The sequence below is a fragment of the Bradyrhizobium sp. CB2312 genome (assembly GCF_029714425.1).
Lineage (GTDB): Bacteria > Pseudomonadota > Alphaproteobacteria > Rhizobiales > Xanthobacteraceae > Bradyrhizobium.
Genome location: NZ_CP121668.1, coordinates 5,895,647 through 5,919,445 on the forward strand (window position 1 = coordinate 5,895,647; position 23,799 = coordinate 5,919,445).

The 23,799-nt window shown below is 63.9% G+C and carries 21 protein-coding genes; 11 read left to right on the forward strand and 10 right to left on the reverse strand.

Annotation, left to right across the window (positions count from 1 at the left end; all coding sequences use genetic code 11):
* Positions 1–35 precede the first annotated feature (35 nt).
* Positions 36–1,001, forward strand: coding sequence for a tripartite tricarboxylate transporter substrate-binding protein (locus QA642_RS29075; protein WP_283079902.1), 966 nt, complete (start codon positions 36–38; stop codon positions 999–1,001).
* A gap of 8 nt (positions 1,002–1,009) precedes the next feature.
* On the forward strand, positions 1,010–2,023 hold the full coding sequence (locus QA642_RS29080; protein ID WP_283079903.1) for a methyltransferase: 1,014 nt from the start codon (positions 1,010–1,012) through the stop codon (positions 2,021–2,023).
* A gap of 441 nt (positions 2,024–2,464) precedes the next feature.
* Here QA642_RS29080 and QA642_RS29085 read toward each other — a convergent pair whose 3' ends face one another.
* The 3 genes from QA642_RS29085 to guaA all read right to left on the reverse strand — a co-directional run bounded on the left by QA642_RS29085 (position 2,465) and on the right by guaA (position 6,712).
* Positions 2,465–2,974 (reverse strand): lipocalin-like domain-containing protein, encoded by a 510-nt coding sequence (locus QA642_RS29085; protein WP_283079904.1) that lies wholly within the window; start codon positions 2,972–2,974, stop codon positions 2,465–2,467.
* Between the two features lie 186 nt (positions 2,975–3,160).
* Entirely contained in the window at positions 3,161–3,424 is a 264-nt protein-coding gene (locus tag QA642_RS29090) for a hypothetical protein (RefSeq protein WP_283079905.1), read from the reverse strand.
* A 1,689-nt stretch (positions 3,425–5,113) separates the two neighbouring features.
* Positions 5,114–6,712 carry a glutamine-hydrolyzing GMP synthase gene (gene guaA / locus QA642_RS29095; protein ID WP_283079906.1) on the reverse strand — a complete coding sequence of 533 codons (1,599 nt, stop codon included), beginning with the start codon at positions 6,710–6,712 and terminating at the stop codon, positions 5,114–5,116.
* Positions 6,713–6,860: 148 nt separating this feature from the next.
* Here guaA and QA642_RS29100 point away from each other — a divergent pair, with 148 nt between their 5' ends.
* The 3 genes from QA642_RS29100 (at position 6,861) to QA642_RS29110 (ending at position 8,189) form a co-directional block, all read left to right on the forward strand.
* Positions 6,861–7,232: a nuclear transport factor 2 family protein gene (locus QA642_RS29100; RefSeq protein WP_283079907.1), complete on the forward strand. Its 372-nt coding sequence runs from the start codon at positions 6,861–6,863 to the stop codon at positions 7,230–7,232.
* A 146-nt stretch (positions 7,233–7,378) separates the two neighbouring features.
* Entirely contained in the window at positions 7,379–7,711 is a 333-nt protein-coding gene (locus QA642_RS29105; RefSeq protein ID WP_235546915.1) for a DHCW motif cupin fold protein, read from the forward strand.
* Positions 7,712–7,979: 268 nt separating this feature from the next.
* Positions 7,980–8,189 carry a cold-shock protein gene (locus QA642_RS29110; protein ID WP_008141931.1) on the forward strand — a complete coding sequence of 70 codons (210 nt, stop codon included), beginning with the start codon at positions 7,980–7,982 and terminating at the stop codon, positions 8,187–8,189.
* A gap of 206 nt (positions 8,190–8,395) precedes the next feature.
* Here the strand turns inward: QA642_RS29110 and QA642_RS29115 are convergent, their stop codons facing one another.
* Both QA642_RS29115 and QA642_RS29120 read right to left on the reverse strand, forming a co-directional pair.
* Entirely contained in the window at positions 8,396–9,697 is a 1,302-nt protein-coding gene (locus QA642_RS29115; protein WP_283079908.1) for an RsmB/NOP family class I SAM-dependent RNA methyltransferase, read from the reverse strand.
* A gap of 36 nt (positions 9,698–9,733) precedes the next feature.
* Complete coding sequence (locus QA642_RS29120) at positions 9,734–10,156, reverse strand: MAPEG family protein (RefSeq protein ID WP_283079909.1); 423 nt, start codon at positions 10,154–10,156, stop codon at positions 9,734–9,736.
* 156 nt (positions 10,157–10,312) lie between these two features.
* On the opposite strand from QA642_RS29120, the gene QA642_RS29125 reads away from it, so the two are divergent.
* From QA642_RS29125 to QA642_RS29135, 3 genes are all read left to right on the forward strand, one after another.
* The gene (locus QA642_RS29125) at positions 10,313–10,960 is read left to right on the forward strand and encodes an acriflavin resistance protein (RefSeq protein ID WP_283079910.1); all 648 of its coding nucleotides are present in this window, start codon (positions 10,313–10,315) and stop codon (positions 10,958–10,960) included.
* A gap of 2 nt (positions 10,961–10,962) precedes the next feature.
* The gene (locus QA642_RS29130) at positions 10,963–11,823 is read left to right on the forward strand and encodes a tetratricopeptide repeat protein (protein WP_283079911.1); all 861 of its coding nucleotides are present in this window, start codon (positions 10,963–10,965) and stop codon (positions 11,821–11,823) included.
* A gap of 92 nt (positions 11,824–11,915) precedes the next feature.
* Positions 11,916–12,758: a metallophosphoesterase gene (locus QA642_RS29135; RefSeq protein ID WP_283079912.1), complete on the forward strand. Its 843-nt coding sequence runs from the start codon at positions 11,916–11,918 to the stop codon at positions 12,756–12,758.
* A 192-nt stretch (positions 12,759–12,950) separates the two neighbouring features.
* Here the strand turns inward: QA642_RS29135 and QA642_RS29140 are convergent, their stop codons facing one another.
* From QA642_RS29140 to guaB, 3 genes are all read right to left on the reverse strand, one after another.
* Positions 12,951–13,163 carry a hypothetical protein gene (locus QA642_RS29140; RefSeq protein WP_349253800.1) on the reverse strand — a complete coding sequence of 71 codons (213 nt, stop codon included), beginning with the start codon at positions 13,161–13,163 and terminating at the stop codon, positions 12,951–12,953.
* Positions 13,164–13,313: 150 nt separating this feature from the next.
* A complete protein-coding gene (locus QA642_RS29145) occupies positions 13,314–14,336 on the reverse strand; it encodes an NADP-dependent oxidoreductase (RefSeq protein ID WP_283079913.1) in 1,023 nt (340 codons plus the stop codon).
* A 221-nt stretch (positions 14,337–14,557) separates the two neighbouring features.
* Positions 14,558–16,051: an IMP dehydrogenase gene (gene guaB, locus QA642_RS29150; RefSeq protein WP_027557456.1), complete on the reverse strand. Its 1,494-nt coding sequence runs from the start codon at positions 16,049–16,051 to the stop codon at positions 14,558–14,560.
* Positions 16,052–16,514: 463 nt separating this feature from the next.
* Here guaB and QA642_RS29155 point away from each other — a divergent pair, with 463 nt between their 5' ends.
* The 3 genes from QA642_RS29155 to QA642_RS29165 all read left to right on the forward strand — a co-directional run bounded on the left by QA642_RS29155 (position 16,515) and on the right by QA642_RS29165 (position 20,326).
* Complete coding sequence (locus tag QA642_RS29155) at positions 16,515–18,005, forward strand: DHA2 family efflux MFS transporter permease subunit (protein WP_283079914.1); 1,491 nt, start codon at positions 16,515–16,517, stop codon at positions 18,003–18,005.
* Positions 18,006–18,224: 219 nt separating this feature from the next.
* Positions 18,225–19,268: a cache domain-containing protein gene (locus QA642_RS29160; RefSeq protein WP_283079915.1), complete on the forward strand. Its 1,044-nt coding sequence runs from the start codon at positions 18,225–18,227 to the stop codon at positions 19,266–19,268.
* Positions 19,265–20,326: a neurotransmitter-gated ion-channel ligand-binding protein gene (locus QA642_RS29165; protein WP_283079916.1), complete on the forward strand. Its 1,062-nt coding sequence runs from the start codon at positions 19,265–19,267 to the stop codon at positions 20,324–20,326. The genes QA642_RS29160 and QA642_RS29165 overlap by 4 nt, the downstream gene beginning before the upstream one ends.
* A gap of 27 nt (positions 20,327–20,353) precedes the next feature.
* Here QA642_RS29165 and QA642_RS29170 read toward each other — a convergent pair whose 3' ends face one another.
* The gene (locus tag QA642_RS29170; RefSeq protein ID WP_283079917.1) at positions 20,354–21,043 is read right to left on the reverse strand and encodes a response regulator transcription factor; all 690 of its coding nucleotides are present in this window, start codon (positions 21,041–21,043) and stop codon (positions 20,354–20,356) included.
* Complete coding sequence (locus tag QA642_RS29175) at positions 21,018–23,576, reverse strand: ATP-binding protein (protein WP_283079918.1); 2,559 nt, start codon at positions 23,574–23,576, stop codon at positions 21,018–21,020. Before QA642_RS29175 ends, QA642_RS29170 begins: the two co-directional genes overlap by 26 nt.
* Between the last annotated feature and the right edge of the window lie 223 nt (positions 23,577–23,799).

The window sequence follows — 23,799 nt, forward strand, 5'->3', positions numbered from 1 at the left end:
TCATTACGCTGCTTCTCAAGCACCGGGAGAACACCATGCAGCTTTGCTCACGTCGCGCCATCTTGGGCGCACTTTCAGCTATGGCTCTTCCGCTACCCGTTGTTGCCGCCGACCAGCCGCTGAAGATCGTGTTCCCATTCGCGCCCGGCGGTTCGGGAGATTCGATCGCCCGGGTGTTTGCCGAGCAGCTTCATACCAGGCTCGGAAAGGTGGCGATCGTGGAGAACCTTGTTGGCGCCGGCGGGCGCATCGGCGCTCAGGCGGTCAAGAATGCCGCGCCAGGCGAGGAGACGGTGCTGTTTGCTTCCGCCTCGCAATTCACACTTCAGCCGCATCTCTTCAGGAGCCTGGGATACGATGCAGAGCGCGACTTTGTGCCCCTTTCGCAGGTGATGACGGTCGATCTGGCTGTGGCAGTTAGCGCGAAGCTGCCCATCCATTCGGTGCATGAACTCATCGACTGGATGATGGTCAATCCCGAACAGGCCATGTACGGCTCGCCGGGAGCAGGTACAGCACCTCATTTCATCTGCGGCGAGTTTGGCCGGATCACAGGTCTGAACCTGCGCCACACGCCCTATAGAGGTACGCCTGCTGCCCTCCCGGATGTGCTGGCTGGCCGGGTCCCGATGTATATGGCGTTTGTTTCCGAACTCCTGGAGCAACACAGGGATGGTGGCATACGCATCATCGCCACCGCAGCCGGCGCGCGATCTTCCTTCCTGCCCCAAACCGCGACCCTCAAGGAGAGTGGGATCGATATCCACGCGTCCGGATGGTTCGCATTCTATGCGCCTGCCCACTGCTCCCGTCAGTTCGTTGAGCGCCTGGGAAAGGAGATCATTGCAATCGGAAGCGATCCCGAAATGCGCGCAAAGATTCATGCCATGGGCTGCGAGCCGACAGGAACAACGTCGGACGAGCTCCGACGGATCCAGCGCGCCGACTTAGATCGCTGGGGGCCGATCGTGAGGGCGTCAGGATTCCCGATCGAAGATTAGGGCGGCACATGACCACCAATCCCCCCGAACAGCTGTTGGACCTTGTTCAATCGCACCGTGTGACGGCTGTGATCTATGTTGCCGCCAGGCTGGGCCTTGCCGAATTGCTGCGCGACGGACCGCGAACGGCCGAAGAACTCGCGAGCCTCACCCGAGCGGACCGGGACGCACTTGCCCGCTTGCTCGTCGCTCTCTCGACCGTCGGCATTTGCTCTCGCGTCGGCGAAGGCCGCTACTTGCTGACCGAATTGGGGGCGGGACTCGACGGTGCTGCTGAACGATCGTTCAAGAACTGGGTCATCTTTGAAGGCTCCATGCTGGTCAGGAGGTGGGATGGTCTTCTCGATTCGATCATGTCGGGGAAGACGGCTGCCCAACTCCAGGACGTCGACGACAATTTCGATCTGATGGCGCGCACACCGGAGCATGTGCGGATATTCAATGAAGCGATGACAGACCTGACACGGCTGGTCACGCACCATCTACTGCAGGCATACGATTTTGGCACGATCTCGCATTTGATGGATGTCGGAGGCGGCTCTGGCGAACTCATGGGCGCCGTGGCGAGAGAATATTCGAATATCAAAGGAACGGTTTTCGATTTACCGAGGTGCGCTAACGCCGCCAACCAGCACTTCGGCAGCCTGGGACTCTCCGATCGCCTAACCTTTGTCGCAGGCAATTTCTTTCACGCGGTGCCTACAGTGGCCGATGCGATCATCTTGAAAAGCATTGTTCACGACTGGGATGATGAGCGGAGCTGCATCATTTTGGGAAACTGCCGCAAAGCGCTCCCCCGAAAAGGCAAACTGCTATTAGTCGAACGTGCGATGCCGGAATCGCCTGGTACCGATGACGCGAGCAGGTCGTGCGCCATGAGCGATTTGAACATGCTGCGCGGTCCAGGTGGACGGGAGCGGACCGAAAGAGAATATTATCGGCTCCTGACCGAGACTGGCTTCCGTCCTACGGCTGCTCACCGCGCCGACCGCTTTAATCTGATCGAGGCGCAGCCTTGTTGAGACCGGCAGCGGCTATGCGCGATGCGCCAGAGGCGGACGAACATGCCACAACGAGTGGGGCCTGCTATTCGAGGACATCATCGGCCGTAGCAACCTCGCGCACTGTCGATCAATCCGCCTATGCGAGGCCGTCTTAGAATGTGCAATGAGCTTGGCCAGGTCTTGGCTGATCGGCTGCTCAGAACCCCGTTCAATCGGGACTCCTGCCGCTGATCACGTGCTCCGTTACCCCCGGCAACAACTTCGATAAGCTCGCGCCGTCTCATTGGGCCTGCTCTCGGAACCGCAGATCGCTGGACGAATGAAGGTCCGAAGATGCGCTTCAGGAACCAATGTCGCAGTTGGGTCAACAAGCGGTGATCGCGCTCGCGCCGAGCCATGCCCGGTTTATCCCAATAAGACGGCTTACTTTGGCAACGGCCGGAAGCCGACGCGACGTTGTCATTTTGCTCGCTTCCAAATCACAGCGACGCTCTCCCCGCTCGGAGGACGAATAGTTAGCGTAAGCTGATCTCCCGTGATCTCAACGAAGCGCTTCTGATCTGAATCATTCCAATTCGGAAATGAACTACCCTCAACATGAATTGCGATACTGCGGTCTGCGTCATTCACCGAATAAGTCCCGAAGTAGGTCTGGGTCCCGTTCGCTGTTGCTTCGTTTTCTTCCGCGGTGCCTCGCCAGAGCGCATTGCTTGCGTACTTGGCCCGGTCTGAGCGCATGACCGTAATGATGTAGTGCCCATCCGCGTCAAAAATGGCCATGCCCCTTGGGTTTGCTCCGAACTGCCGCAAGGTGGTGCCGTCGTTTTTCTTCTGTTCCCAGGAGAGAACCATCCATGTTCCAACGAGCCCTTCCCTCAGCGATGGCTGCTGACCAAAGGCACTAGTCATATGCAGAGACAGCCCCAAGGCCGCAGCAATGCACGAACCGAGAACTCTACGGTGCTTCATTGGTGTCCTCCGTGGCCCCGCGTTGGGCCTCGTCCGCACTGTAGAGCTACAGCAGATTACAGGAAACCCCGGCTCGTGAGCGCCTGATTCCGCCTTGGGCCAGAGGTGGACTCCCATGCCGAGCGGTTCGCCCGCTACCAGTTGCAGTCGTCGTCGCATAGTCACGGCTTAGTGTCGCGGGGGATGTTACCCTTTCGCTGCGAATACGTAGCCATTGCCATCCTTGGCCAGCGTGCCAACGTTCGGCATCAACCAATGAGTACCGGAAATGGTGAGCTTGTCGGCAACCGCCCGATCGAAGATCTTCCTCCGCGTTTCCACCGCCGTTTGTGGATCCTGATCGATTGAGAGCTGCCACTCGGGATTTGTTGCAATGTGGGGCGCAAGATTGACCACGTCGGCGCTGATCAGGAACTGCTCGCTGCCGGAAACGACGAGATGCGCGACCATTCCTGGGCTATGACCGGGCACCTCAATGGCGTGCACGCCAGGCAGGAGTTCGGGCTCTCCCTCAAACCTCTGCCAATCTCTGAACCTAAGCGGACATCGTGCCAGGCTCAGAGATGGTAAGCTCGCGACTATTCGCATGATGAGGTGGAGTTACGCCGAGCAAATCTTCCAGCTGCAATAAAGCTCAGTAAGTGGTCCGGCATGATGCATGTTTCCGTATTCCCCATTGCACTGTCGTTGACAAAGCCGCTGGGCGCCGATGATGAGCCAGATATTGACCGCTCGTTGAGTGTATTGCCAAGCCGACTTCCTGTCGTTCCGTGACTGAGGGCGTTGCTCGTGTTTGGTCCTGGCGACCCCCCCGATCCCATTTACCGATCCAGGAGTGCTCGGGCCAGCCACCTGCTGCCGAACCAGCACCGCCGCCCGCCCCGGCGCCACCGCCGCTTTGTGCATAAGCCAGGGTGCTAAATGCGCTGCTGAAGAATAGTGCCACTAATCCCATCCGAACTCTCATGGCGAGACCCTCCTTCTGCTACGCTGACAAAGTGCGGGGGCGCGCAGTTCCAAAGAGCAGGCAGATGAAGAGCCGCTTCCTGCGCGCGGTCTCGTGCCGCGATCCCTGGTTGGAGGTCCGTCATACTCACTCCTAGCGTCGACCTTCCCAGCTAGAAAGGCAAAGGCCGAAGAAGGGTCACTGGCGGTTAGATCACGGAAGCTGATCACAACCCGCTACGGAGGAGCAGCGCGCTATCTCGTCTTCTCGGCGTGGATGTGCAGGACGTAGAGCGTATTCTGAAACTCGTCCGTGACCTCCATCCGCCATCCACGGTCCGGCGTTAACTTCCCATCGAGGCCTTGGAGTATCTGCCCTGCCGTCTTAGTGACCTCTTTTCAGGCGGCGTGCTTGTCGGGCAACTCCTCGCCTTCGTGGTCCGGTTCATGGCGTTCGTGAGTCACGTGAAAGAAGTATCTCGGCATTTGCCACTAATGCTGGCGAAACCGGCGCGTTCCCGAACAGGACCCAATTCCTTAACCAGCAGGGCCAGGAACAAAGGCCACTGCACAAGCTTGTGAGTCTCGCTGGCCCGCCGCCGGGGCTGGCGGAGCGGCCCCGGCCCATACCCCCAAGCCCCCTGCGAGCCGGGGCCGTCTCTCCCCAGAGTATTGGGGGTAAGAGTATGCGTGCCTCCCCTCGATCGTACCGACCGACCGCCTCGACCGCGTGATCCTGCTTCGCGCCGAGAGCAACCCCAGTCTCGATAATCGGACGTTGTCGAAAGCGTTGGATCCGTTCGCGGCGAATTGCTGAGTGCCCTGCCCCATCTTTCGAGTCGTCCACATGAATGGGCTGGCTATTTGTACCTCGTCACCGTAGCTACGAACGCGAACCTGATGCGACTATCAAAAAAATGCAGGGCGGTTAATGTCCTGGCGATTCCGCTTTGGAGGAGCGGTGATCTGCAAACAGTCTGTCTGCTTTGCACTAGACCAAGCGGGGCTTGGAGCTATAGCTTTGCACACCAGCCCTTCTGTACGATCAAGCACGCCGCAATACTCTGTCAGCCTAAACGCGGTGGATTCCTGATCCCTACCGGGATTAAGTCAAACTCATGACTTCAGTCGGGTAACGCTAAAGGGACAACACAACAAAGAATACTCTATACCGCGCGATAGTAGCCGCCGCTGCTACTCCCACTCAATCGTCCCGGGCGGTTTGCTGGTCACATCATACACCACCCGGTTCACGCCCTTCACCTCGTTGATGATGCGCGTGGCGGTCTCGCCCAGGAACTTCATGTCGAACTGGTAGAAGTCCGCGGTCATGCCGTCGGTGGAGGTGACGGCGCGCAGGCCAACCACATAATCGTAAGTGCGGCCGTCGCCCATGACGCCGACGGTCTTCACCGGGAGCAGCACGGCAAAGGCCTGCCAGATCTCGTCGTAGAGGCCGTGCTTGCGGATCTGGTCGATGTAGACGGCATCGGCCTTGCGCAGGATGTCGAGCTTATCCCTGGTGATGTCGCCGGGGCAGCGGATGGCGAGGCCCGGGCCCGGGAACGGGTGGCGGCCGACGAAGATTTCGGGCAGGCCCAATTCGCGACCGAGCTTGCGCACCTCGTCCTTGAACAGCTCGCGCAAGGGCTCGACGAGCTTCATGTTCATGCGCTCAGGAAGTCCGCCGACATTGTGGTGCGACTTGATCGTCACCGAAGGGCCGCCGGTGAAGGAGACGCTCTCGATCACGTCGGGGTAGAGCGTGCCTTGCGCCAGGAAGTCGGCGCCGCCGATCTTCTTGGCTTCCTGCTCGAACACCTCGATGAAGAGGCGGCCGATGGTCTTGCGCTTCACTTCGGGATCGGTGACGCCTTCGAGTTCGCCCAAGAACTGTTTTGACGCATCCACGTGCACGAGCGGGATGTTGTAGTGGTGGCGGAACAGGTCGACGACCGTCTTGGCTTCGTCGAGGCGGAGCAGGCCGTGATCGACGAACACGCAGGTGAGCTGGTCGCCGATGGCTTCGTGGATCAGCACGGCTGCGACCGCGGAATCGACGCCGCCGGAGAGGCCGCAGATCACCTTGCCCTTGCCGACCTGCTGGCGGATTTTTGCGATCTCCTCCTCACGGAAGGCGCGCATGGTCCAGTCGCCGGTGAGGCCGGCGATCTTGCGGACGAAATTGCGGATCAGCTTGGCGCCGTCGGGCGTGTGCACCACTTCGGGGTGGAACATCAGGCCGTAGTACTTGCGCTTCTCGTCCTGGATGATCGCGAAGGGCGCGTTCGGCGAGGTGCCGGCGACGGAGAAGCCCGGCGGCATCTTGGTGATGCGGTCGCCATGGCTCATCCAGACCTGGTTCTTGCTGCCTGACGACCAGATGTCCGCGAACAGCTTGCTCTCAGCCTTCACCTCGACATCGGCGCGGCCGAATTCGCGGTGATGGCCGCCCTCGACCTCGCCGCCGAGTTGGGCCGCCATGGTCATCTGGCCGTAGCAGATGCCCATCACGGGCACGCCGGAATCGAAGATCGCCTGCGGGGCGCGGGGCGAGCCGGCCTCGTGCACCGACTCCGGGCCGCCGGAGAGAATCACCGCCTTGGGCTTCATCTCCTTGAAGGCCGCGTCAGCCTTGTTGAACGGGACGATCTCGCAATAGACGCCGTCCTCGCGCACGCGACGCGCGATCAGCTGCGTCACCTGGCTGCCGAAGTCGACGATGAGAATCTTGTCATGCGCCGAGGCCACGGAGGGCGTCGACGCGGAGCGGTCGTTCTGTGCTGCTGTCATGGCAAGCAGATACGCGACCACGCCTCTGCCCGCAACCGCGCCGGCTCGCGCGCCCACATGCTTCTTTGGGCATGGACAAATGGATATAGGTAAGTATTATTGACCTAATTGCTCACCCATCGAACAGGGGCCAATCAGGGAGATCGCCATGTCACAACATCATCAGCCATCGACGCTAGCCGCGCTCGGCCGGACCTGGGTCGAGGCCTGGAACGCGCGTGACCTCGAGCGGGTGCTCACGCTCTATGACGAGGCGGCCGTGATGACCTCGGACCGCATTTCGGCGATGGGGATCGACGCCAGCGGCACCGTGCGGGGCAAGGAAAGCCTGCGGGCCTATTGGGGCAAGGCGCTCGCCCTGCTGCCGGAGCTGCATTTCTCGCTGATCGATGTGTTCGTCAGCCCTGATAGCATGGTGGTGTTTTACGAGAACGAGCGGGGGAAGAGGATCTGCGAATATCTGCGGGTGAACGATGCCGGGCTGATCGTGCAGGGTTCGGCGAACCATTTGGCGCATTGAGTGCCGCCTCTCGATGAGCACGCGTAGGGTGGGCAAAGGCGCGCTTGCGCCGTGCCCACCATATCTTTCAGGATTGCGGAAAGACACCGTGGGCACGCTTCGCTTTGCCCACCCTACGAATTGCGAGATCCAAGGACCGTCCTTCCATGAAGCTCCCCACCTCCCCGTTCACCGTCACCGACTGGAGCAAGGTCGAGGCGACCACGCATCCCGGCGAGACCGGGCAAGCGCTCTGGCGCACCCTCAACATCGGAGATCTCCGGGTGCGGATGGTCGAGTATTCGCCGGGCTATCTCGCCGACCATTGGTGCGACCGCGGTCACGTACTGTACGTGCTCAAGGGCGAGCTCGACTCGGAGTTGCGCGACGGGCGCAAGTTCAAGCTCACGGCGGGGATGAGCTACCAGGTCTCCGATTTCGGCGATGCCGCGCACCGGTCCTCGACGGCAACAGGAGCGACGCTCTTCATCGTCGATTGAAACGCGCGAATACGGCCAATTTGCACCGCAAAATAGCAAAGTCCCCGGACGTGCCGGGCCACGGGTGGTGCCTTGAAGAAGTCTAATTATCTCGCTATATTGTGATCATCGATACTTGGCCGAACGACTGGGCCGCTTCGCCTCGTCTAAGACAGGCGCGCACGCTTCAGATGATTTCTCCAAAACATCGACTCATCAGGGCTATGGGCGCAGCGTTGCGTACCGGCCCACGTGCGTACCGTCTCTAACTAACTAAAGGAAATTTCCCATGGCTATGGGCACCGTGAAGTGGTTCAACACCCAAAAGGGTTATGGTTTCATCCAGCCGGACGACGGCCAGAAGGACGTTTTCGTCCACATCAGCGCTGTCGAGCGCGCTGGCCTCTCCTCCCTCAACGAGGGCCAGAAGGTCTCGTTCGACATCGTGGCCGACCGCCGCAGCGGCAAGTCGTCGGCTGACAATCTCCGCGTCGGCTAATCGCCAGCGCACCGTTCTGACCGCGGACGTACCGGCAGAACGCTAGAACTCGAGAGCCCCGCGACCGGGATCCGGTCCGCGGGGCTTTTGTTTTGGGGGAATCCCGCGGCTGCGGCGGTTCCGTAGGGTGGGCAAAGCGAAGCGTGCCCACGACTTCAAAAACCGCAGAGAGATGGTGGGCACGGCGCTTCGCGCCTTTGCCCACCCTACGAGACCTTTTTCAGCACCGCGACGAAGAACCCGTCCGTCCCGGTCCGCCGCGGCGTCATCAGCCAGCCCTCAGGAGATTGCAGCGCCGCCTCGGCAAACGCCTCGGCCTTGTCCCAGAGCACGCTGGCGGTCTGCTCTGGCGGAACGACCGCGAACTCCGGATGGCGCTCCACGAACGCCCTCACCTGCTCGCCGTTCTCCTCCGAGAGCACCGAGCAGGTGATGTAGGCGATGCGGCCGCCCGGCTTCACCAGGGGAACCGCACGCTCCAGCACCTCGGCCTGGTCGCGCAGGCGAATCTCCAGCGCGCCCGGCCGCATGCGCCATTTGGCGTCGGGGTTGCGGCGCCAGGTTCCAGTTCCCGTGCAAGGCGCGTCGATCACGACGAGGTCGGCGCTGGCGTGGATGTCGGCAAGCGGATCGGCCTCGCCCTTGGGCGTGCGCACGTCGGCATTGTGGACGCCGGCGCGCGACAGCCGCTCGTGGATCGGCGCCAGCTGGCGCTTGTCGCGATCCGTGGCAATGAGGCGGCCCTTGCCCTGCATCAGGGCGGCGAGCGCCAGCGTCTTGCCGCCGGCGCCGGCGCAGAGATCGATCACCTGCTCGCCCGGTTTTGCCGCGGTGAACTGGGCGGCAAGCTGCGATCCCTCATCCTGCACTTCAACGCCGCCCTTGATGAAATCCTCCTCCGCCTGGATGCCGGGATTGCGCGCATCGGCCGAAAGCTCGATGCGCAAACCCGTTGCCGACCACGGCGCAGGCTTCGCGTGAAGATGAGCAAGCGCCTTCAGCACCTTGTCGCGGTTGGATTTTAGCGTGTTGACGCGCAAATCGAGCGGCGCCCGGCTCGCCATAGCGGCCGCCTCCGCGGCGCGATCCTCGCCGAACACTTTTGCGAAGTGCGGGTCGAGCCACTCGGGATAGTCGCCGACGACCGCAGCCGGGGCATCCTTGAGGGAGCGCGAGGCCAGCGCCGCCTGCTCGGCATCGGTCAGCGGCGCCGGCGCAAAGCGGCTGCCGTCGAACATCGCGGCCATGGTGGCCGAGTCCATGTCGCGCTCGAGCCGGAGCATGCCGATCAGCCTGGCACGCGCGGTGTCGGCGTCCATGAGGTACGCGCTCGAGGCGTAGCGGCGCAGCACGTCCCAGACGAGGCCGGCGATCGCGGCGCGGTCGCCGGAGCCGGCGAAGCGGTGCGCGGTGCCCCACTCCTTCAGCGCCTTGGCCGCGGGCACGCGGTCCTTCTCGATAATGTCGATCAGTTCGATGGCTGCGGACAGCCGGGCAGCGGGAGTCATTTTGAATCTTTCAGATCAGGATTGGCGCGCAAGCGCCTAGATCAGCAGGAGCATCTTCAGCGCGAAATAGATCCACATCGCGAGCAGCACCAGCACGCCGGCGAGCCAGACGGAGGAGCGCCGGCCGAGATCATTCGAGGAGACGAAAACGCCAGCATGGGCAAAGCGCGCCACCACGAACACCCAGGACATCAGCACGATGAAGAGATCGGCATGCCGGAGCGGCAGCGCCAGCGCGATCAACGCGTAGAACAGCACCGGCAGCTCGAACTGGTTGCGGTAGCAATTGGCGATTTGTGTGGCGCCCTCGGGCCAGTTCGGCTCGCCCAGCGCAATGTCGCGGATCTTGGTCTCGCCCGAGACCAGCGATCGCCGGCGTGCCAGTACCATGCCGATCAGCAGCGCGAAGGTGAGACCAACCTGCACGAAGACAGGCAGCAAGACCATTTGAATGGACATCGGAACTTTCCCGTAGAGCGGAGGGCCGCGGACCGTCATTAGCCGCGACTTCTGGCGCTGACAATCAACGAGTTGAACCGGCGTTCCCGATGAGGCGACCAACCACCGATTGTTAAAGCGATTTCGCCCCGTTTGGGCGCAAGGCGAGAGACCGCCATGAATACCCCGTTCAACCAGATCGCCGGCTTGATGGCCGGCTCGATCGCCTCCTGGGGCGAATCCGCTGACGGCCAGCTCGGCATCCTGATGTCGGCGCTGGCCGGTGTCGCCACGGCGCTTGCGGTTGCGCTGGCGATGACGGTGTACTTCCGCCTCTCCTACCGGACCTGGCGCGACGTCGTCAGGCACGGCCTGGCGACGCTCGCCGCCATCGCTCTCGTCGCCTTTGCCGCCTACGACATGCGGCACGCCGCGCTGGCCTATCTCGGCCTCAACCCGTCAAAGCCCGCGGTCGAGTTCGAGATCCGGATGCCCCGGGAGACGCTGACGGCGGTATCCGACAGCCAGATCGAGCTGCACACCGACCGCAACCAGACGCTGGCGCTGGTCGACGGCGTGCGCGACCTCACCGATGGACGCGCGGTGCTGCGCGGCGCGGTCGCGCTCAACCACCGCACGGCCGACCGCGTGCTCGTCGTGAACCTGCCCGGCCAAGGTATCTTCGAATTCCGCCTCCGCCTGCCCGCCGAGCCGCATCGCTCTGCAGAATTTGGCCCCTGGCACCTCGTCGACAGCGTCGCCTCCGCGGTCGCCGGCAGCCTCGCTCCGCAGGACGCCTACACGATCCGCTACCGCGTGCTCTGATCATGCTCCGAACGAAATATTGCGTCCTCGCTGCGCTTGCCCTCGCCACACTGCTTTGCCCGCGTATGCCGGCCGTCGCCGCGCCGGCCGACATCGCCACCTGCGACCGGCTGGCCGCCCATCCCACCGATCCGGACAGGCCCGCCGACGTGAAAGGCAATCTCGAGATCGCCGATGCCGACATCCCCGCCGCGCTGAAGGCCTGCAACGCGGCCACTACGTCGGCGGATGTTCCGCGCCGCATCTGGATGGAGCTCGGCCGCGCCTATGAGTTCGCCCGGCAGCCGGCTCAGGCGGCAAGCGCCTATCGCAAGGCGGCCGACGCCGGCAGCGCTTCCGCAATGGCCGGGCTCGGCGCACTCCTGATCAACGGCAATGGCATCAAGAAGAACATCGCCGAGGGACGAACGCTGACCGAGAGGGCCGCGAATGCCGGCGACGTCGAAGGCATGATCAATCTCGGCTCGCTCTACGGCGCCGGTGTCGGCGGGAAGACCGATTTCGCGATGGCCCGCAAATGGTATGCCAGGGCGGTCGAGGCGAATTCCAGCGAGGCCATGTATCAGCTGGGATTGATGACGCAGGACGGCGATGGCGGTCCGAAGGACGATGCCGCGGCCAAGGCGCTGTTCGAAAAGGGAGCCGCGCTCGATCACGCCGACGCGCTGGAGCGGTTAGGCGCCTATGCCGAAGCCGGCCGCGCGGGCGAGAAGGATGTCACGGCGGCGATCACCTTTTACAAGCGCGCTGCCGCGCTCGGCAATGAAGATGCCGGCAAGGCGCTGGAGCGCCTGCGCTGTCCGTTTGGCCTCAGGGATCGCGACGGCAAATCCGTCGGACGGATTTGCTTTGACGGCGAATGAAGGACGGTTACCGCGTGTTTTAAACTTTGTTCGTTGCGATGCATGCGTGCGTCGTCATCGTTTCGACGCGTGACGATCTGTATGCTCATCACATGTCCGAATTTCGCCTGACGCAGATTTCCGACACGCATCTTGGCCGGCGCTTTCCTGGCCTGATCGCCAACTTCCATCGCGTCAGCGCGCACATCGACACCGAGCGGCCCGATCTCGTCGTCAACACCGGCGACGTCTCCTTCGACGGGCCGAGCAGCCGCGATGATGTCGCGTTCGCCAAGAGCCTGCACGCCGACCTGCCCGTCGCCTGCCGCTATCTGCCGGGCAATCACGACATCGGCGACAATCCGACCGCGATCGGTCCAGCGCCAAAACCGCCGGTCGCCGAAGCGCACCGCCGGCAGTTCTGCGACCTCATCGGCGAAGACCATTGGTCGTTCGAAGCGGCCGGCTGGCGCTTCATCGGCCTCAACTCGCTGGTGATGAATTCAGGGCTCGCCTTCGAGGCCGAGCAGTTCGACTGGCTCGCCTCCGAGATCGCGCGCGTGAACGGCAGGCCGGTTGCGCTGTTCGTGCACAAGCCGGTGTTTCTCCACCTGCCCGACGACCCCGAGACGCCGGAGACCTCGATCCGCTACGTCCCGCAGCCGGCGCGGGCGCGGCTGATCGAGATGTTTGCACATGTCGACCTGCGCCTGATCGCCAGCGGTCACGTGCATCAGCGGCGCGACTTCACCCACCGCCATACGCGCCACGTCTGGGCGCCCTCGGCCGGCTTCAAGATCAACGATGCGCGCCAGGACCGCATCGCGATCAAGGAAGTCGGACTGGTGGAATACCGCTTCCGGCCCGACAGTGTTGAGGTCCGCCACGTCCGCGCGGCGGGTCAGGTCGATATCGACATTGAGGAGCTGTTCGCCCAGATGGGCGGCGAGCATTAAGGCTCGCCTCTCAAGCGCGATGAGATCAGGACGAATCGTCATCGCGCTTTAGCTTGTTGTTTGCGCATGATCTTTTCGGAAAACCGCTGCGCACTTTTCCGGATCATGCTTTAGGCGACGCTCTTCAGATCCTGCTGGATCGCGGCGAGCAGGGATTGCAGCGCCTCGCTGTTCACGGGCTTCGCCACCGCGTCATTCGGGCAGATCGCTCGCGACCCTGGGAGACTTGACCGGACGTTTCGGAAATGGCGGCGGTGGCGTCGGCATCGCAGGCTGGCCGAAATCGCCCTCCTCGCTATGCACGAACTTGCCGTGGATCACGTCGTCGTGGCGGCCCATGACGAACATGGCCACCCAATAACCGGCAGCCAATAGGATTACGCAGAAAACACTGATCTCTAACATCGCAACACCCAAAATATGCGCGATGATTCAATGCCTTCGCCTTGGCGTCAATGAACCGACGGTCACACCTGCGGCTTTTGCGGGCAGGTGTGGCCGATTGGTGACTCTTTGTTAACCATTGATGTCAGGCGCGTGACGCTGGCGCAACAACTACAGCTTGTCCGGCCCGACCCGCACCAGCTGCTTGCCGAAATTGGCGCCCTTCAACAAGCCGATGAAGGCGCCGGGCGCGCTCTCCAGGCCCTCGGTGACGAACTCCTTGTACTTGACCTTGCCGTCGCGGACCCACCCCGACATGTCGCGCAGGAAGTCGCCGTGGCGGGCGGCGAAGTCGGAGACGATGAAGCCGCGGAAGGTCAGCCGCTTGGTCAGCGTCGCGCGCATCATCGATGCCGCCCATTTCGGCGGCTTGGCCTCGGTGTCGTTGTAATGCGCGATCAGGCCGCAGACCGGCACGCGCGCGAACGGGTTGAGCAGCGGGAACACCGCCTCGAACACGGCGCCGCCGACATTCTCGAAATAGACGTCGATGCCCTTCGGACAGGCTTCTTTCAGCTTGGCGGCGAGATCGGGATCGCGATGGTCGATGCAGGCATCGAAGCCGAGCTCCTTCACGACGTAATCGCACTTGTCCTTGCCGCCGGCGATGCCGACCGTGCGTGCGCCCTTGATCTTGGCGATCTGTCCCACGGCCGAGCCGACCGCGCCGGAGGCGCCGGCGACGACGACGGTCTCGCCTTCCTGCGGCTTGCCGATGTCGAGCAGCCCCGTGTAGGCGGTCATGCCGGGCATGCCGAGCACGCCAATGGAGGTGGAGATCGGCCCGAGCTTCGGATCGACCTTGATCAGGCCCTTGCCGCTGGAGATCGCATGCGTCTGCCAGCCGGAGCGGATGCGGACGATGTCGCCTTTGGCAAAATCCGGATTGTTGGAGGCCGCGACCTCGCTCACCGCCTCGCCTTCCATCACGCCGCCGACCGGCACTGGCGCCGCGTAAGACGGGCCCTCGCTCATGCGCCCGCGCATATAGGGATCGAGCGACAGCCAGATCGTGCGCAGCAGGACTTCGCCGGCGCCGGGCGTCGGCACCGCGAATTCCTCCAGGCGAAAATCAGACGGTTTCGGTTCGCCGACGGGACGCGCGGCGAGAACGATGCGCTTGGCTTGGGACATGGCTTCCTCCTGACTGCTTGTTGCAGTCATTTAGGAGGTGCGTGGGAATGACGCAAATCCCACCTTGGCTGTCATGCCCCGCTAAGGCGGGGCATCCAGTACTCCGAGACAGTGCGGCTAGAGTCGAGCCGCTGCGGCGTACTGGATCGCCGCCTTCGCGGGCGATGACACCGAGAGTCGGCGCGCGCTGAAACCAGTGTGCCGCCGCGAGCAGAGTGCGACTAACCCCCGCCCGGATAGTTCGGCGCCTCGCGCGTGATGGTGACGTCGTGGACGTGACTTTCGCGCAGGCCCGCGCCGGTGATGCGGACGAACTGCGCCTTGTCGTGCAGTTCCTTCATGTCCTTTGCGCCGACATAGCCCATGGCGGCGCGGAGGCCACCGGCGAGCTGGTGCATGACGTTGCCGACCGGGCCCTTGTAGGGCACCTGGCCCTCGATGCCCTCAGGCACGAGCTTGAGCGAATCCTTGATGTCCTGCTGGAAGTAGCGGTCGGCCGAGCCGCGCGCCATCGCGCCGACCGAGCCCATGCCGCGATAGGCCTTGTAGGAACGGCCCTGCCACAAGAACACTTCGCCAGGGGTCTCGTCGGTGCCGGCGAGCAGCGAGCCGACCATGGCGATGTCGGCACCGGCGGCGAGCGCCTTGGCGAGATCGCCGGAGAACTTGATGCCGCCGTCGGCGATGACGGGAATGTCGGCCTTCTTCGCCGCTTCGACCGCATCCATGATCGCGGTGAGCTGCGGCACGCCGACGCCGGCGACGATGCGCGTGGTGCAGATCGAGCCCGGGCCGATGCCGACCTTGATGCAATCAGCGCCGGAATCGATCAGCGCCTGCGCGCCGTCGGTGGTGGCGACGTTGCCGGCAACGACCTGCACCGAGTTGGACAGGCGCTTGATGCGGTTCACCGCATGCAGCACGTGGCGGGAATGGCCGTGCGCGGTGTCGACCACGACGAGATCGACGCCGGCGTCGATCAGCCGCTCGGTGCGCTCGAAGCCGGTGTCGCCGACGGTGGTGGCGGCGGCGACGCGCAGGCGCCCCTGGGCGTCCTTGCAGGCGAGCGGATGGGCGACCGCCTTCTCCATGTCCTTGACGGTGATCAGGCCGACGCAGCGATATTGCTCGTCGACCACCAGCAGCTTCTCGATACGGTGCTTGTGCAGCATCCGCCGCGCTTCGTCCTGGCTGACATTCTCGCGCACCGTGACGAGGTTCTCGTGCGTCATCAGCTCGGAGACTTTTTGCCGGCGATCGGTCGCAAACCGCACGTCGCGGTTGGTGAGGATGCCGACCAGCTTGCCCGGGGTGGACTTGCCGGCGCCGGTGACGACCGGAATGCCGGAGATGCCGTGGTCGCTCATCAGCTTGAGCGCATCGTCGAGCGTGGCCTCGGGGCTGATGGTGAGCGGGTTCACCACCATGCCCGACTCGTAGCGCTTGACCTGCCGCACCTGGGCGGCCTGCCCTTCGGGATCGAAATTGCGGTGGATGACACCGAGGCCGCCGGCCTGCGCCATGGCGATCGCCATGCGGGCTTCGGTGACGGTGTCCATGGCGGAGGCCATGATCGGGATGTTGAGCGGAATGGCGCGGGTGACGCGGGAGCGGATGTCGACCTCGCCCGGCATCACGTCGGACAGGCCCGGCTTCAACAGCACGTCGTCGAACGTAAAGGCTTCGCGGATGCCCTGAAGTTGCACCGTGGCCATATGCCAACTCCTTCCTGCGGCCGTGCCGCAAATGCTTATGGATGAGCGCCGCCCTCGGCGTACCTTGCGGCATCGCCGGAGAATCGGAGCCCATCGGTGGGGTTGACGCCGGTCGATAGCACGGCCGCGTGACGAATCAAAGCAATTCGGACCGCCGGCCAGCCATGCACAGGCTTTTTACGTAAATTCGGCGGGGATAGCCCGGCGAAGGCCCCCCCTCCCGCCATTCGGGGGCGCGACCAAGTCGCGAGCCCGGAATCCATCCCTCAGCGGTCCCTGCGGCCCGGTGGATTCTCAGGTGCGCAATTGCGCACCATAGCTCGCGCCGCGTGGCGCGCCCTGGAATGACGAAGGAGCGAGCACAGCATTTAGGTGCTATGCGTTGATCCGCAATGGTCGCCGCCGGGCGGCGGTGTTAAGCCGCAAGTCCACCCATTCTTCTGATTTTCATTACCAATCTGTCATGGTCGACAAGCAACGCGTCATTCCGCTGATCGTGGCCACTGCTCTCTTCATGGAGAACATGGACTCGACCGTCATCGCGACCTCGCTGCCGGCGATCGCGGCCGATATCGGCACGAGCCCGCTGACGCTCAAGCTCGCCATCACCTCGTACCTCTTGTCGCTGGCGGTCTTCATCCCAGCGAGCGGCTGGACCGCCGACCGGTTCGGCGCGCGCATGGTGTTCACGATCGCGGTCGGGGTGTTCATGGTGGGCTCGGTCGGCTGCGCGCTCTCGACCTCGGTCACCGATTTTGTGTTCGCCCGCATCCTGCAGGGCATGGGCGGCGCGATGATGACGCCGGTCGGGCGCCTCGTGTTGCTACGCTCAGTCGACAAGAGCGCGCTGGTCAACGCCATGGCCTGGGTGACGGTCCCTGCCCTCATCGGTCCCGTGATCGGCCCGCCGCTCGGCGGCTTCATCACCACTTATGCCTCGTGGCACTGGATCTTCCTGATCAACATCCCGATCGGGCTGCTCGGCATCTTCATGGCGCTGAAGTTCATCGATCCCATCAAGAGCGAGACGCAGGAGCCGTTCGATCTCTACGGCATGGTGCTTGCCGGCGTCGGCCTTGCCGGCATCGCGTTCGGCCTCTCCGTGGCGGGACTCAACCTGCTGCCCTGGAGCACGGTCGCGGCGCTGGTCGTCGGCGGTGCGATCTCGATGACGCTCTACGTCATCCATGCCCGGCGGACGGGATCGCCGGTGCTCGACTTCTCGCTGCTGAAGCTGCCGACGCTGCGCGCGGCGATTTTGGGCGGCTTCATGTTCCGGCTCGGCATCGGCGCGCTGCCCTTCCTGCTGCCGCTCTTGATGCAGATCGGTTTTGGCCTGTCGCCGTTCCATTCCGGCCTCGTCACCTTCGCCTCCTCGTTGGGGGCGATGGGCATGAAGACGCTGGCAGGCCGCATCATCCGCGCCTTCGGCTTCCGCAACCTGATGACGGCGAACGCGATCATCAGCGCGTTCTTCCTCGGCGTCTGCGCGCTGTTCACCGTGACGACGCCGCTCTTGATCATCATGGTGATCCTGGTGGTCGGCGGCTTCTTCCGCTCGCTGGAGTTCACCGCGATCAACACGGTCGCCTATGCCGACGTCGAGACCGCGCAGATGAGCCGCGCCACCACGCTCGTCAGCGTCAACCAGCAGCTCGCGGTCTCCGCCGGCGTCGCCGTCGGCGCCGCCTGCGTGGAGACGACGATGTGGCTCAGCCATGTCAGCGAGCTCAATGCCACCGTGTTCGCACCCGCCTTCGTCGTGGTGGCGCTGACCTCGGCCGCGTCGAGCTGGTTTTTCTGGCAGATGCCGGCCGATGCCGGCCACGAGATCTCCGGCCGCAAGGCCACGGAGATCGCGAGCCGCAAGGGTGCGGGCAAGGGCGCGGCCAAGGCTGCCGTCAAGGCCGCGACCGAGGATACCCAGGACGTGCGGGACCAGCGGCTGGGCTAGCGCCGCCATCGGCCGCTCATGCTGGCGGATTTCAGACTTTCATCAACGCCGATTGATATTTGCCGCCACGCGCAGCGGCTAGAGTGCTGCGTCATGTGAGCCGGCGATGAATGGATGGCTTCCACGCGAAGCCGCCTCCAGTTCGCAGCTCATCTCACCGCAATTGCGTCTTTCCCTCGATCAGGCCGCCATCTCACGTCCGCCGCCACGGAATTCCATATGCTCGCGACCCAAAATTCCATTCCAGCCGCGGAGACGGCGACGGAGCGGCTCGATTTCGAGCGCGCTCGCCAGTCACCCGGCCTGTCGGGGATGCTCGCCGCAAGCGTGGTCGCCGTGATCGCGGCCGCCTTCGGCGTCATGCTCTGGTATGCCGACAGCTACGAGATCGAGATCGGAACCCGCGTCCGTGGCGACGAGATGCGGCTCGTCAACGGCGAGCTCTCGACCGCGTTCGACCGCGATGGCCGCTTCGCATTGGCGCTGGCCGAGGTCACGGCGCGGCGTGCGACGATCCGCCAGGCGCTCGCTGCGCGCGACCGGGCCGAATTGATGCGCCAGTCGGAGGAAACCTTTGCCCACCTCCACCAGCAGGCCGGCGTGCAGATCTTCGGTTTCCAGGACAAGAACATCCGTTATTTCCTGCGCGTCCACAAACCCGAGCAATTCGACGACGACATCTCCGGATTTCGCCCGATGATCGTCGCCGCCAATCGCACCACGCGCCCGCAGGTCGGACTCGAGATCGGCGTTGCCGGGATCGGCCTGCGCGGGGCGACCATCGTCGAGCAGCAGGGCGTCATGGTCGGCACCGTCGAAGTCGGCCTCGATCTCAAGCCGTTGATCGAGAGCGTCAAGGCAACGTCCAACGCCGACATTGCGATCGTTATCGTCCCCTCGCTTGCGGGCATCGCACTCGATCCCAAGCTGCCTGCCTTCGGCGATCTCGTGCTGGCGATGTCGACCGACGACCGGCTCTTCTCTTCGCTGCTGAAGACGATGCCGCTGCGTCCGGCGCATGACAGCGTGGCCGCCGCGCCGACGCTTGAGGGCCATCGCTATGACCTGATCACGCGGCCGCTCGTCGATTTCAGCGGCCGCATGATCGGCTTCTCCATTGCGCTCAAGGCTGATTACGGCACCGAGCTCGGACGCTCGCGCACCGAATTGCGTGTCGTTGCGATCTGCGGCGGCATCTGCGCCTTCATGGCATTCGCACTTCTGTTCCGCGCCACGGTCGCTCGCGGCAGGGCATGGCCATGAGAGCAATCGCCGGCATCCTCGGCCTTTTCCTGACGCTGTTCTGTCTCGTGGCAGCGCCGGCCGAGGCCGCTCCAACCGAGTTGCCCGCGGGAGCACAGCTACCGGTGCGGGTGCGGGTCGCGGTGCGAATCCTCAAGGTGCTCTCCATCAAGGAGGTCGTTGGAGAGGGACGCCTGTTCGTCGAGGTCACGCAGCGCTGGACCGATCATCGGCAGGCCTTCGACCCGGTCGCCATAGGCTTCGGACGCCTCGATCGCACGGGTGCGGATGCCGACGCGTATCTGAAATCGATCTGGACGCCCGGCCTCGAAATCGAGAATCGCATCGGCGAGCCGGAGGCTCGCACCGTGGCGACGTCGACCTATGCCAACGGCGAAGTGATGCTCATCGAGCGCTACGAGGCGCGCTATCGCTTTGGCCTCAACCTCAACGCCTTCCCCTTCGACCGCCAGGATCTCACGCTTTCGTTCTTTCTGCCGCGCCACGCGGCGCAAGACGCAATCCTGATCTCCACCGAAGCCGATCGGGACATCTCCGGCATCGAGGATACAACCGCGTCGGTCGACTGGCGTGCCGCCGGCCTGCGCTTCGCCAACCGCGACGCGATGGGCTGGAACGCCCGCAGCTATTCCAAGCTCGACGTGACCATGACGCTGGCGCGGATCTCGACGCACTACCTCCTGCGCATCTTTGTGCCAATCATGGCCGTGCTGGCGGTATCGGTTTTCGTGCTGTGGGCGCCGGATCTGATCTCGAAGGACAAGGGCAGCCTGATCTTCTCGTCGCTGCTCGCGCTCGCAGCCATCAGCTTCACGTTCGAATCGAGTTTTCCGGGCTGCATTTCGCTCAACACCCCGGTCGCCCAGATCATCTCCCTCGGTTACATGTACCTGATCGTGGTCCTGATCGTCGACATGTCGCTGGATACAATGTCACGTCGCACGCGGGCGGTGAGTGGCGCCGTGATCGATGAACTGAGGCGGCAGATGCGCTGGGCGCTGCCATCCATCATGGCTGCGATCTGCATCGGGGCGGCGGTGCGGGCGATCCCGGTCTGACCCCGGGGCGTTCCGCTTCAATGTCCGTCACGCGCGGGCCGGCTGCTGCACCGGCATCAGCGCATAGCCGACGCCGCGCACCGTCGCGATCGGCGCCGCCGTTCCGTCATATTGCATCTTCCGCCGCAGCCGCACGATCAGATTGTCGACCGTGTGCTCGCTGATCTCGCGGGGATCGCGATTGGAGATGACGTCGAGCAGGAAATCGCGGCTGAGCGGCCGCGTCATCTGCGAGGCAAGGGCGGCGAGGATGTTGAATTCGCCCGAGGTCAGCTTGACCATGCTGCCGTCGGGACGAAACAGCTCGCGCCGGACCGGGTCGAGAATCCAGCCGTCGAAGGTGATCACCGATTCCTTGGTCCGGCGCAGGACGCTGCGGATGCGGGCCAGCAGCGTGCGCAGGTTGATCGGCTTGGAGATATAGTCGTCGCCTCCCGCCTCCAGCCCCGACAGGACGTCGTCATCGGAATCCCGGCTGGTGACGAAGATCAGCCCGCATTGCTCGCCGAGCCGCAATTCGCGCGCGAGCGCAATGCCGTCGGCGTCGGGCAGGTTGATGTCGAGCAGGACGATGTCGGGCCTGAGCGCAGCGAGCCCCGCGCGCAGCTCGCCGCCGGTCGCCATGCCATGCGCGACCATGCCTTCCTCCCGAAGGAACGAGGTCAGCATCAGCCGGATCTCCGGTGCGTCTTCAACCACGAGTACGATCGTCGACATCGGCCCCTTCAAGCTCGCTGTTGATGGAAGCAGGCATCAGCCTGCTCTGCCCGGCGGCGTCCAGGTCCCTCAGGACGAGGGCGATCTGCCGTCGCAGCGCTCGGATCGCCTCGTCGAGACCGCCGCGGTCCGCTCCGGCGGCCCTCGCCGCCGTCAGCGCAACATCGGCGCGCGCGGCAAGCTCGGGCATTCGCAGATTTGCCGCGCTTCCCTTGATGCGGTGCGCGACGCTTGCAATATCCTTCGGCGCCAGATCGGCTCGCGCCAGCGCGCGGTCCAGCTCCCTGAGGCTGGTGCCGAACAGGCCCTGCAATTCATCGATGCGGTCGCGCTCAAAGACCTCTTCGAGCGTGAACGATCCGGATGCCTGCTGCGAGGCGAGAAAGGCGCCGATCTTCCAGGCGACGTCGTCGGGTGCAAACGTTGCAGCCAGCACGAGGTCGGCGCCCTCCTCCAACAGCCGCGCGGCGTCTCCTTCGGCGGGAACGCCGACGATGAACATGCCCTCTCCCGCCGCGCGCTGGCGCAGCGATCGCACGAAGCCCGGCGGCGGGCCGACAGCAACCATCGCCGCGAACTCCCGCGCCGCAACCATCGTACCGGCAGCCTCGAACGACTGCGCCGGAAAGACACGAAATCCCAGATCCCCTAGCGGACCATGCGTCGCCTTGCACGCATCACCCACCACGAGAACATCACCGCCGGCCTTCAGCGACGCGCTCGGGCCGGATGCCGGCCAGTGCCGGGCATCCACCGCCGCCTCGATCGCGGTATACAATGCTGCGACGTCGATCGGCTTGGCCAGATGCCCGTCCATACCCGCGGCAAGGCACGCGGCGACATCCTGCGACATGACGTTGGCCGTCAGGGCGACGATCGGGACCTGGCTGTGCGGAAATGGCAGAGCGCGAATGCGACGGGTCGCTTCCAACCCGTCGACGTCGGGCATCTGCATGTCCATGAGGACCGCATCGAACCTGGCGCTCCGCACCAGTTCGAGCGCCTGCTCGCCGGACCTGACGAGCGCGATGCTGTGCCCCGCCTTTTCCAGGATCCCGCGGGCGACCATCGCATTGATGGGGAGATCCTCGACGAGCAGCAGATTGAGAGGACGGACTTGCGGCACTGCTACGTCGACGGCATCGCCGTCAGCCGGTTCATCGATTGCCGGCAGCGGCAGGCAAAAACGAAAGCGGCTGCCCTCTCCCGGCGCGCTTTCGACGTCGATCTCGCCATGCATGCCGTCGACCAGCCGCTTGCAAATGGCAAGTCCAAGTCCCGTGCCGCCGAAGCGTCGCCGGATCGACGCGTCCGCCTGCCCGAACGCCTGGAACAGATGCGCCCGTTGCTCGGGGGTGATCCCGATGCCGGTGTCGGACACGCAGAACGTGATCAGCGCCCCATCCCGCGATCCGGCTGCCGTAACCTCGACGGTGACACTGCCCTGGTTCGTGAACTTCACGGCGTTACCGATCAGGTTGAACAGGATCTGCCTCACGCGCGACTGATCGCCGAGCACCCATTGCGGCACGAGGGGCGAGAGCTCCAGCTGGAGACTTAGTCCCTTCTCGTGCGCGCGCGGCGTCATCAGATTGACGATCTCGCGCAGGCTTTGCCGGAGGTCGAACGGCGCACGCTCGTAGACCTCGGCCTGCCGTTCGAGCTTCGAGATGTCCAGGATGTCGTCGAGGATGTTGAGCAGCCCCTCCGCCGAGGATTTGATGATCGACAGGCGCTTGCGCTGCGACGGCGGCAGCGGCTCGTCGAGCGCCAACTGCGCCATGCCGAGGATTCCGTTCATGGGCGTGCGGATCTCGTGGCTCATCACTGCCAGGAAGTCGGCCTTGACGTTCGCAGCCGCTTCCGCTGCGTCCTTGGCTTCACGCAGGTCGAGGTTGACCTGCTGCTCGCGCGCGATGCGCAGATATTCCTCGCGCCGCAGTCGGTTGAACTGCGTGCGTGCCACGGCTCCGACGACGTAGCCGACCGCCACGACCAGCACGATGATCGTGAGATCGAGCGGGCTCTCCGGATCCGGCCTGAGCACCGCCCAGAACAACAGGCTGACGATCGGCGCATAGGCGCTCATCAACGCCACCCAGCGAAACCGCCCGGGCAGGCACAGATTGAGCGCGATGGCGATCAGCGGCAGCAGCAATCCGCCGTGACGGGTCAGGCTCGGATGGTTGAAGACCAGCGCGTTGAGCGTGAAGAACGCAAACTGGTGCGCGTAGGTGATCGCGACGATGCGTACATATCCGTGCGTCCGCAGCAGGGCCAGCACGGCGGCGACCGCCGCAACCGCGATCAGGACACGCACTTCCAGGAAGAACGCGAGCCGCGGGCCGCTCAGTGTCATGACGTCGAGCGGCAGGAATGACAGGCTCGCGGCGGTGTCGGCCAGGACGCACAACAGGGCCATCGCGCGCGCCGACCGCCAGACACTCTCGGAGAACGCCGCCTCCGTGCTCGGGTCACGAAATTCGCCGCTGGTCCCGATGCGTCCCTGAAGGTCCAATTCTACCGCCGGCATCCCGGCCTATCCCCGCGCTCATTCACCCTGAGGTCTTCCATTGCAGAGTTGATCCACCCTCGTCCAGAGCCAATGTCGGCGGCTCTTTCGTTTCCGGCCGGCGGGAAGATCAACGCGCATTGATGGTCGTTTCCACGCCTTTCGCCTACCAGCCCTTTAGTTCGATCCCAGACAGGTCCGACGTCGCCTCACACGCGGGTCCACGTCGCAGCCAACTGCGGCT

Excerpts from the sequence above, each read along its gene's own strand:
- QA642_RS29075 (WP_283079902.1), top strand. The coding sequence starts at position 36 with ATGCAGCTTTGCTCACGTCGCGCCATCTTGGGCGCACTTTCAGCTATG.
- QA642_RS29080 (WP_283079903.1), top strand. The coding sequence starts at position 1,010 with ATGACCACCAATCCCCCCGAACAGCTGTTGGACCTTGTTCAATCGCAC.
- QA642_RS29085 (WP_283079904.1), bottom strand. The coding sequence starts at position 2,974 with ATGAAGCACCGTAGAGTTCTCGGTTCGTGCATTGCTGCGGCCTTGGGG.
- QA642_RS29090 (WP_283079905.1), bottom strand. The coding sequence starts at position 3,424 with ATGGTCGCGCATCTCGTCGTTTCCGGCAGCGAGCAGTTCCTGATCAGC.
- guaA (WP_283079906.1), bottom strand. The coding sequence starts at position 6,712 with ATGACAGCAGCACAGAACGACCGCTCCGCGTCGACGCCCTCCGTGGCC.
- QA642_RS29100 (WP_283079907.1), top strand. The coding sequence starts at position 6,861 with ATGTCACAACATCATCAGCCATCGACGCTAGCCGCGCTCGGCCGGACC.
- QA642_RS29105 (WP_235546915.1), top strand. The coding sequence starts at position 7,379 with ATGAAGCTCCCCACCTCCCCGTTCACCGTCACCGACTGGAGCAAGGTC.
- QA642_RS29110 (WP_008141931.1), top strand. The coding sequence starts at position 7,980 with ATGGCTATGGGCACCGTGAAGTGGTTCAACACCCAAAAGGGTTATGGT.
- QA642_RS29115 (WP_283079908.1), bottom strand. The coding sequence starts at position 9,697 with ATGACTCCCGCTGCCCGGCTGTCCGCAGCCATCGAACTGATCGACATT.
- QA642_RS29120 (WP_283079909.1), bottom strand. The coding sequence starts at position 10,156 with ATGTCCATTCAAATGGTCTTGCTGCCTGTCTTCGTGCAGGTTGGTCTC.
- QA642_RS29125 (WP_283079910.1), top strand. The coding sequence starts at position 10,313 with ATGAATACCCCGTTCAACCAGATCGCCGGCTTGATGGCCGGCTCGATC.
- QA642_RS29130 (WP_283079911.1), top strand. The coding sequence starts at position 10,963 with ATGCTCCGAACGAAATATTGCGTCCTCGCTGCGCTTGCCCTCGCCACA.
- QA642_RS29135 (WP_283079912.1), top strand. The coding sequence starts at position 11,916 with ATGTCCGAATTTCGCCTGACGCAGATTTCCGACACGCATCTTGGCCGG.
- QA642_RS29140 (WP_349253800.1), bottom strand. The coding sequence starts at position 13,163 with ATGTTAGAGATCAGTGTTTTCTGCGTAATCCTATTGGCTGCCGGTTAT.
- QA642_RS29145 (WP_283079913.1), bottom strand. The coding sequence starts at position 14,336 with ATGTCCCAAGCCAAGCGCATCGTTCTCGCCGCGCGTCCCGTCGGCGAA.
- guaB (WP_027557456.1), bottom strand. The coding sequence starts at position 16,051 with ATGGCCACGGTGCAACTTCAGGGCATCCGCGAAGCCTTTACGTTCGAC.
- QA642_RS29155 (WP_283079914.1), top strand. The coding sequence starts at position 16,515 with ATGGTCGACAAGCAACGCGTCATTCCGCTGATCGTGGCCACTGCTCTC.
- QA642_RS29160 (WP_283079915.1), top strand. The coding sequence starts at position 18,225 with ATGCTCGCGACCCAAAATTCCATTCCAGCCGCGGAGACGGCGACGGAG.
- QA642_RS29165 (WP_283079916.1), top strand. The coding sequence starts at position 19,265 with ATGAGAGCAATCGCCGGCATCCTCGGCCTTTTCCTGACGCTGTTCTGT.
- QA642_RS29170 (WP_283079917.1), bottom strand. The coding sequence starts at position 21,043 with ATGTCGACGATCGTACTCGTGGTTGAAGACGCACCGGAGATCCGGCTG.
- QA642_RS29175 (WP_283079918.1), bottom strand. The coding sequence starts at position 23,576 with ATGCCGGCGGTAGAATTGGACCTTCAGGGACGCATCGGGACCAGCGGC.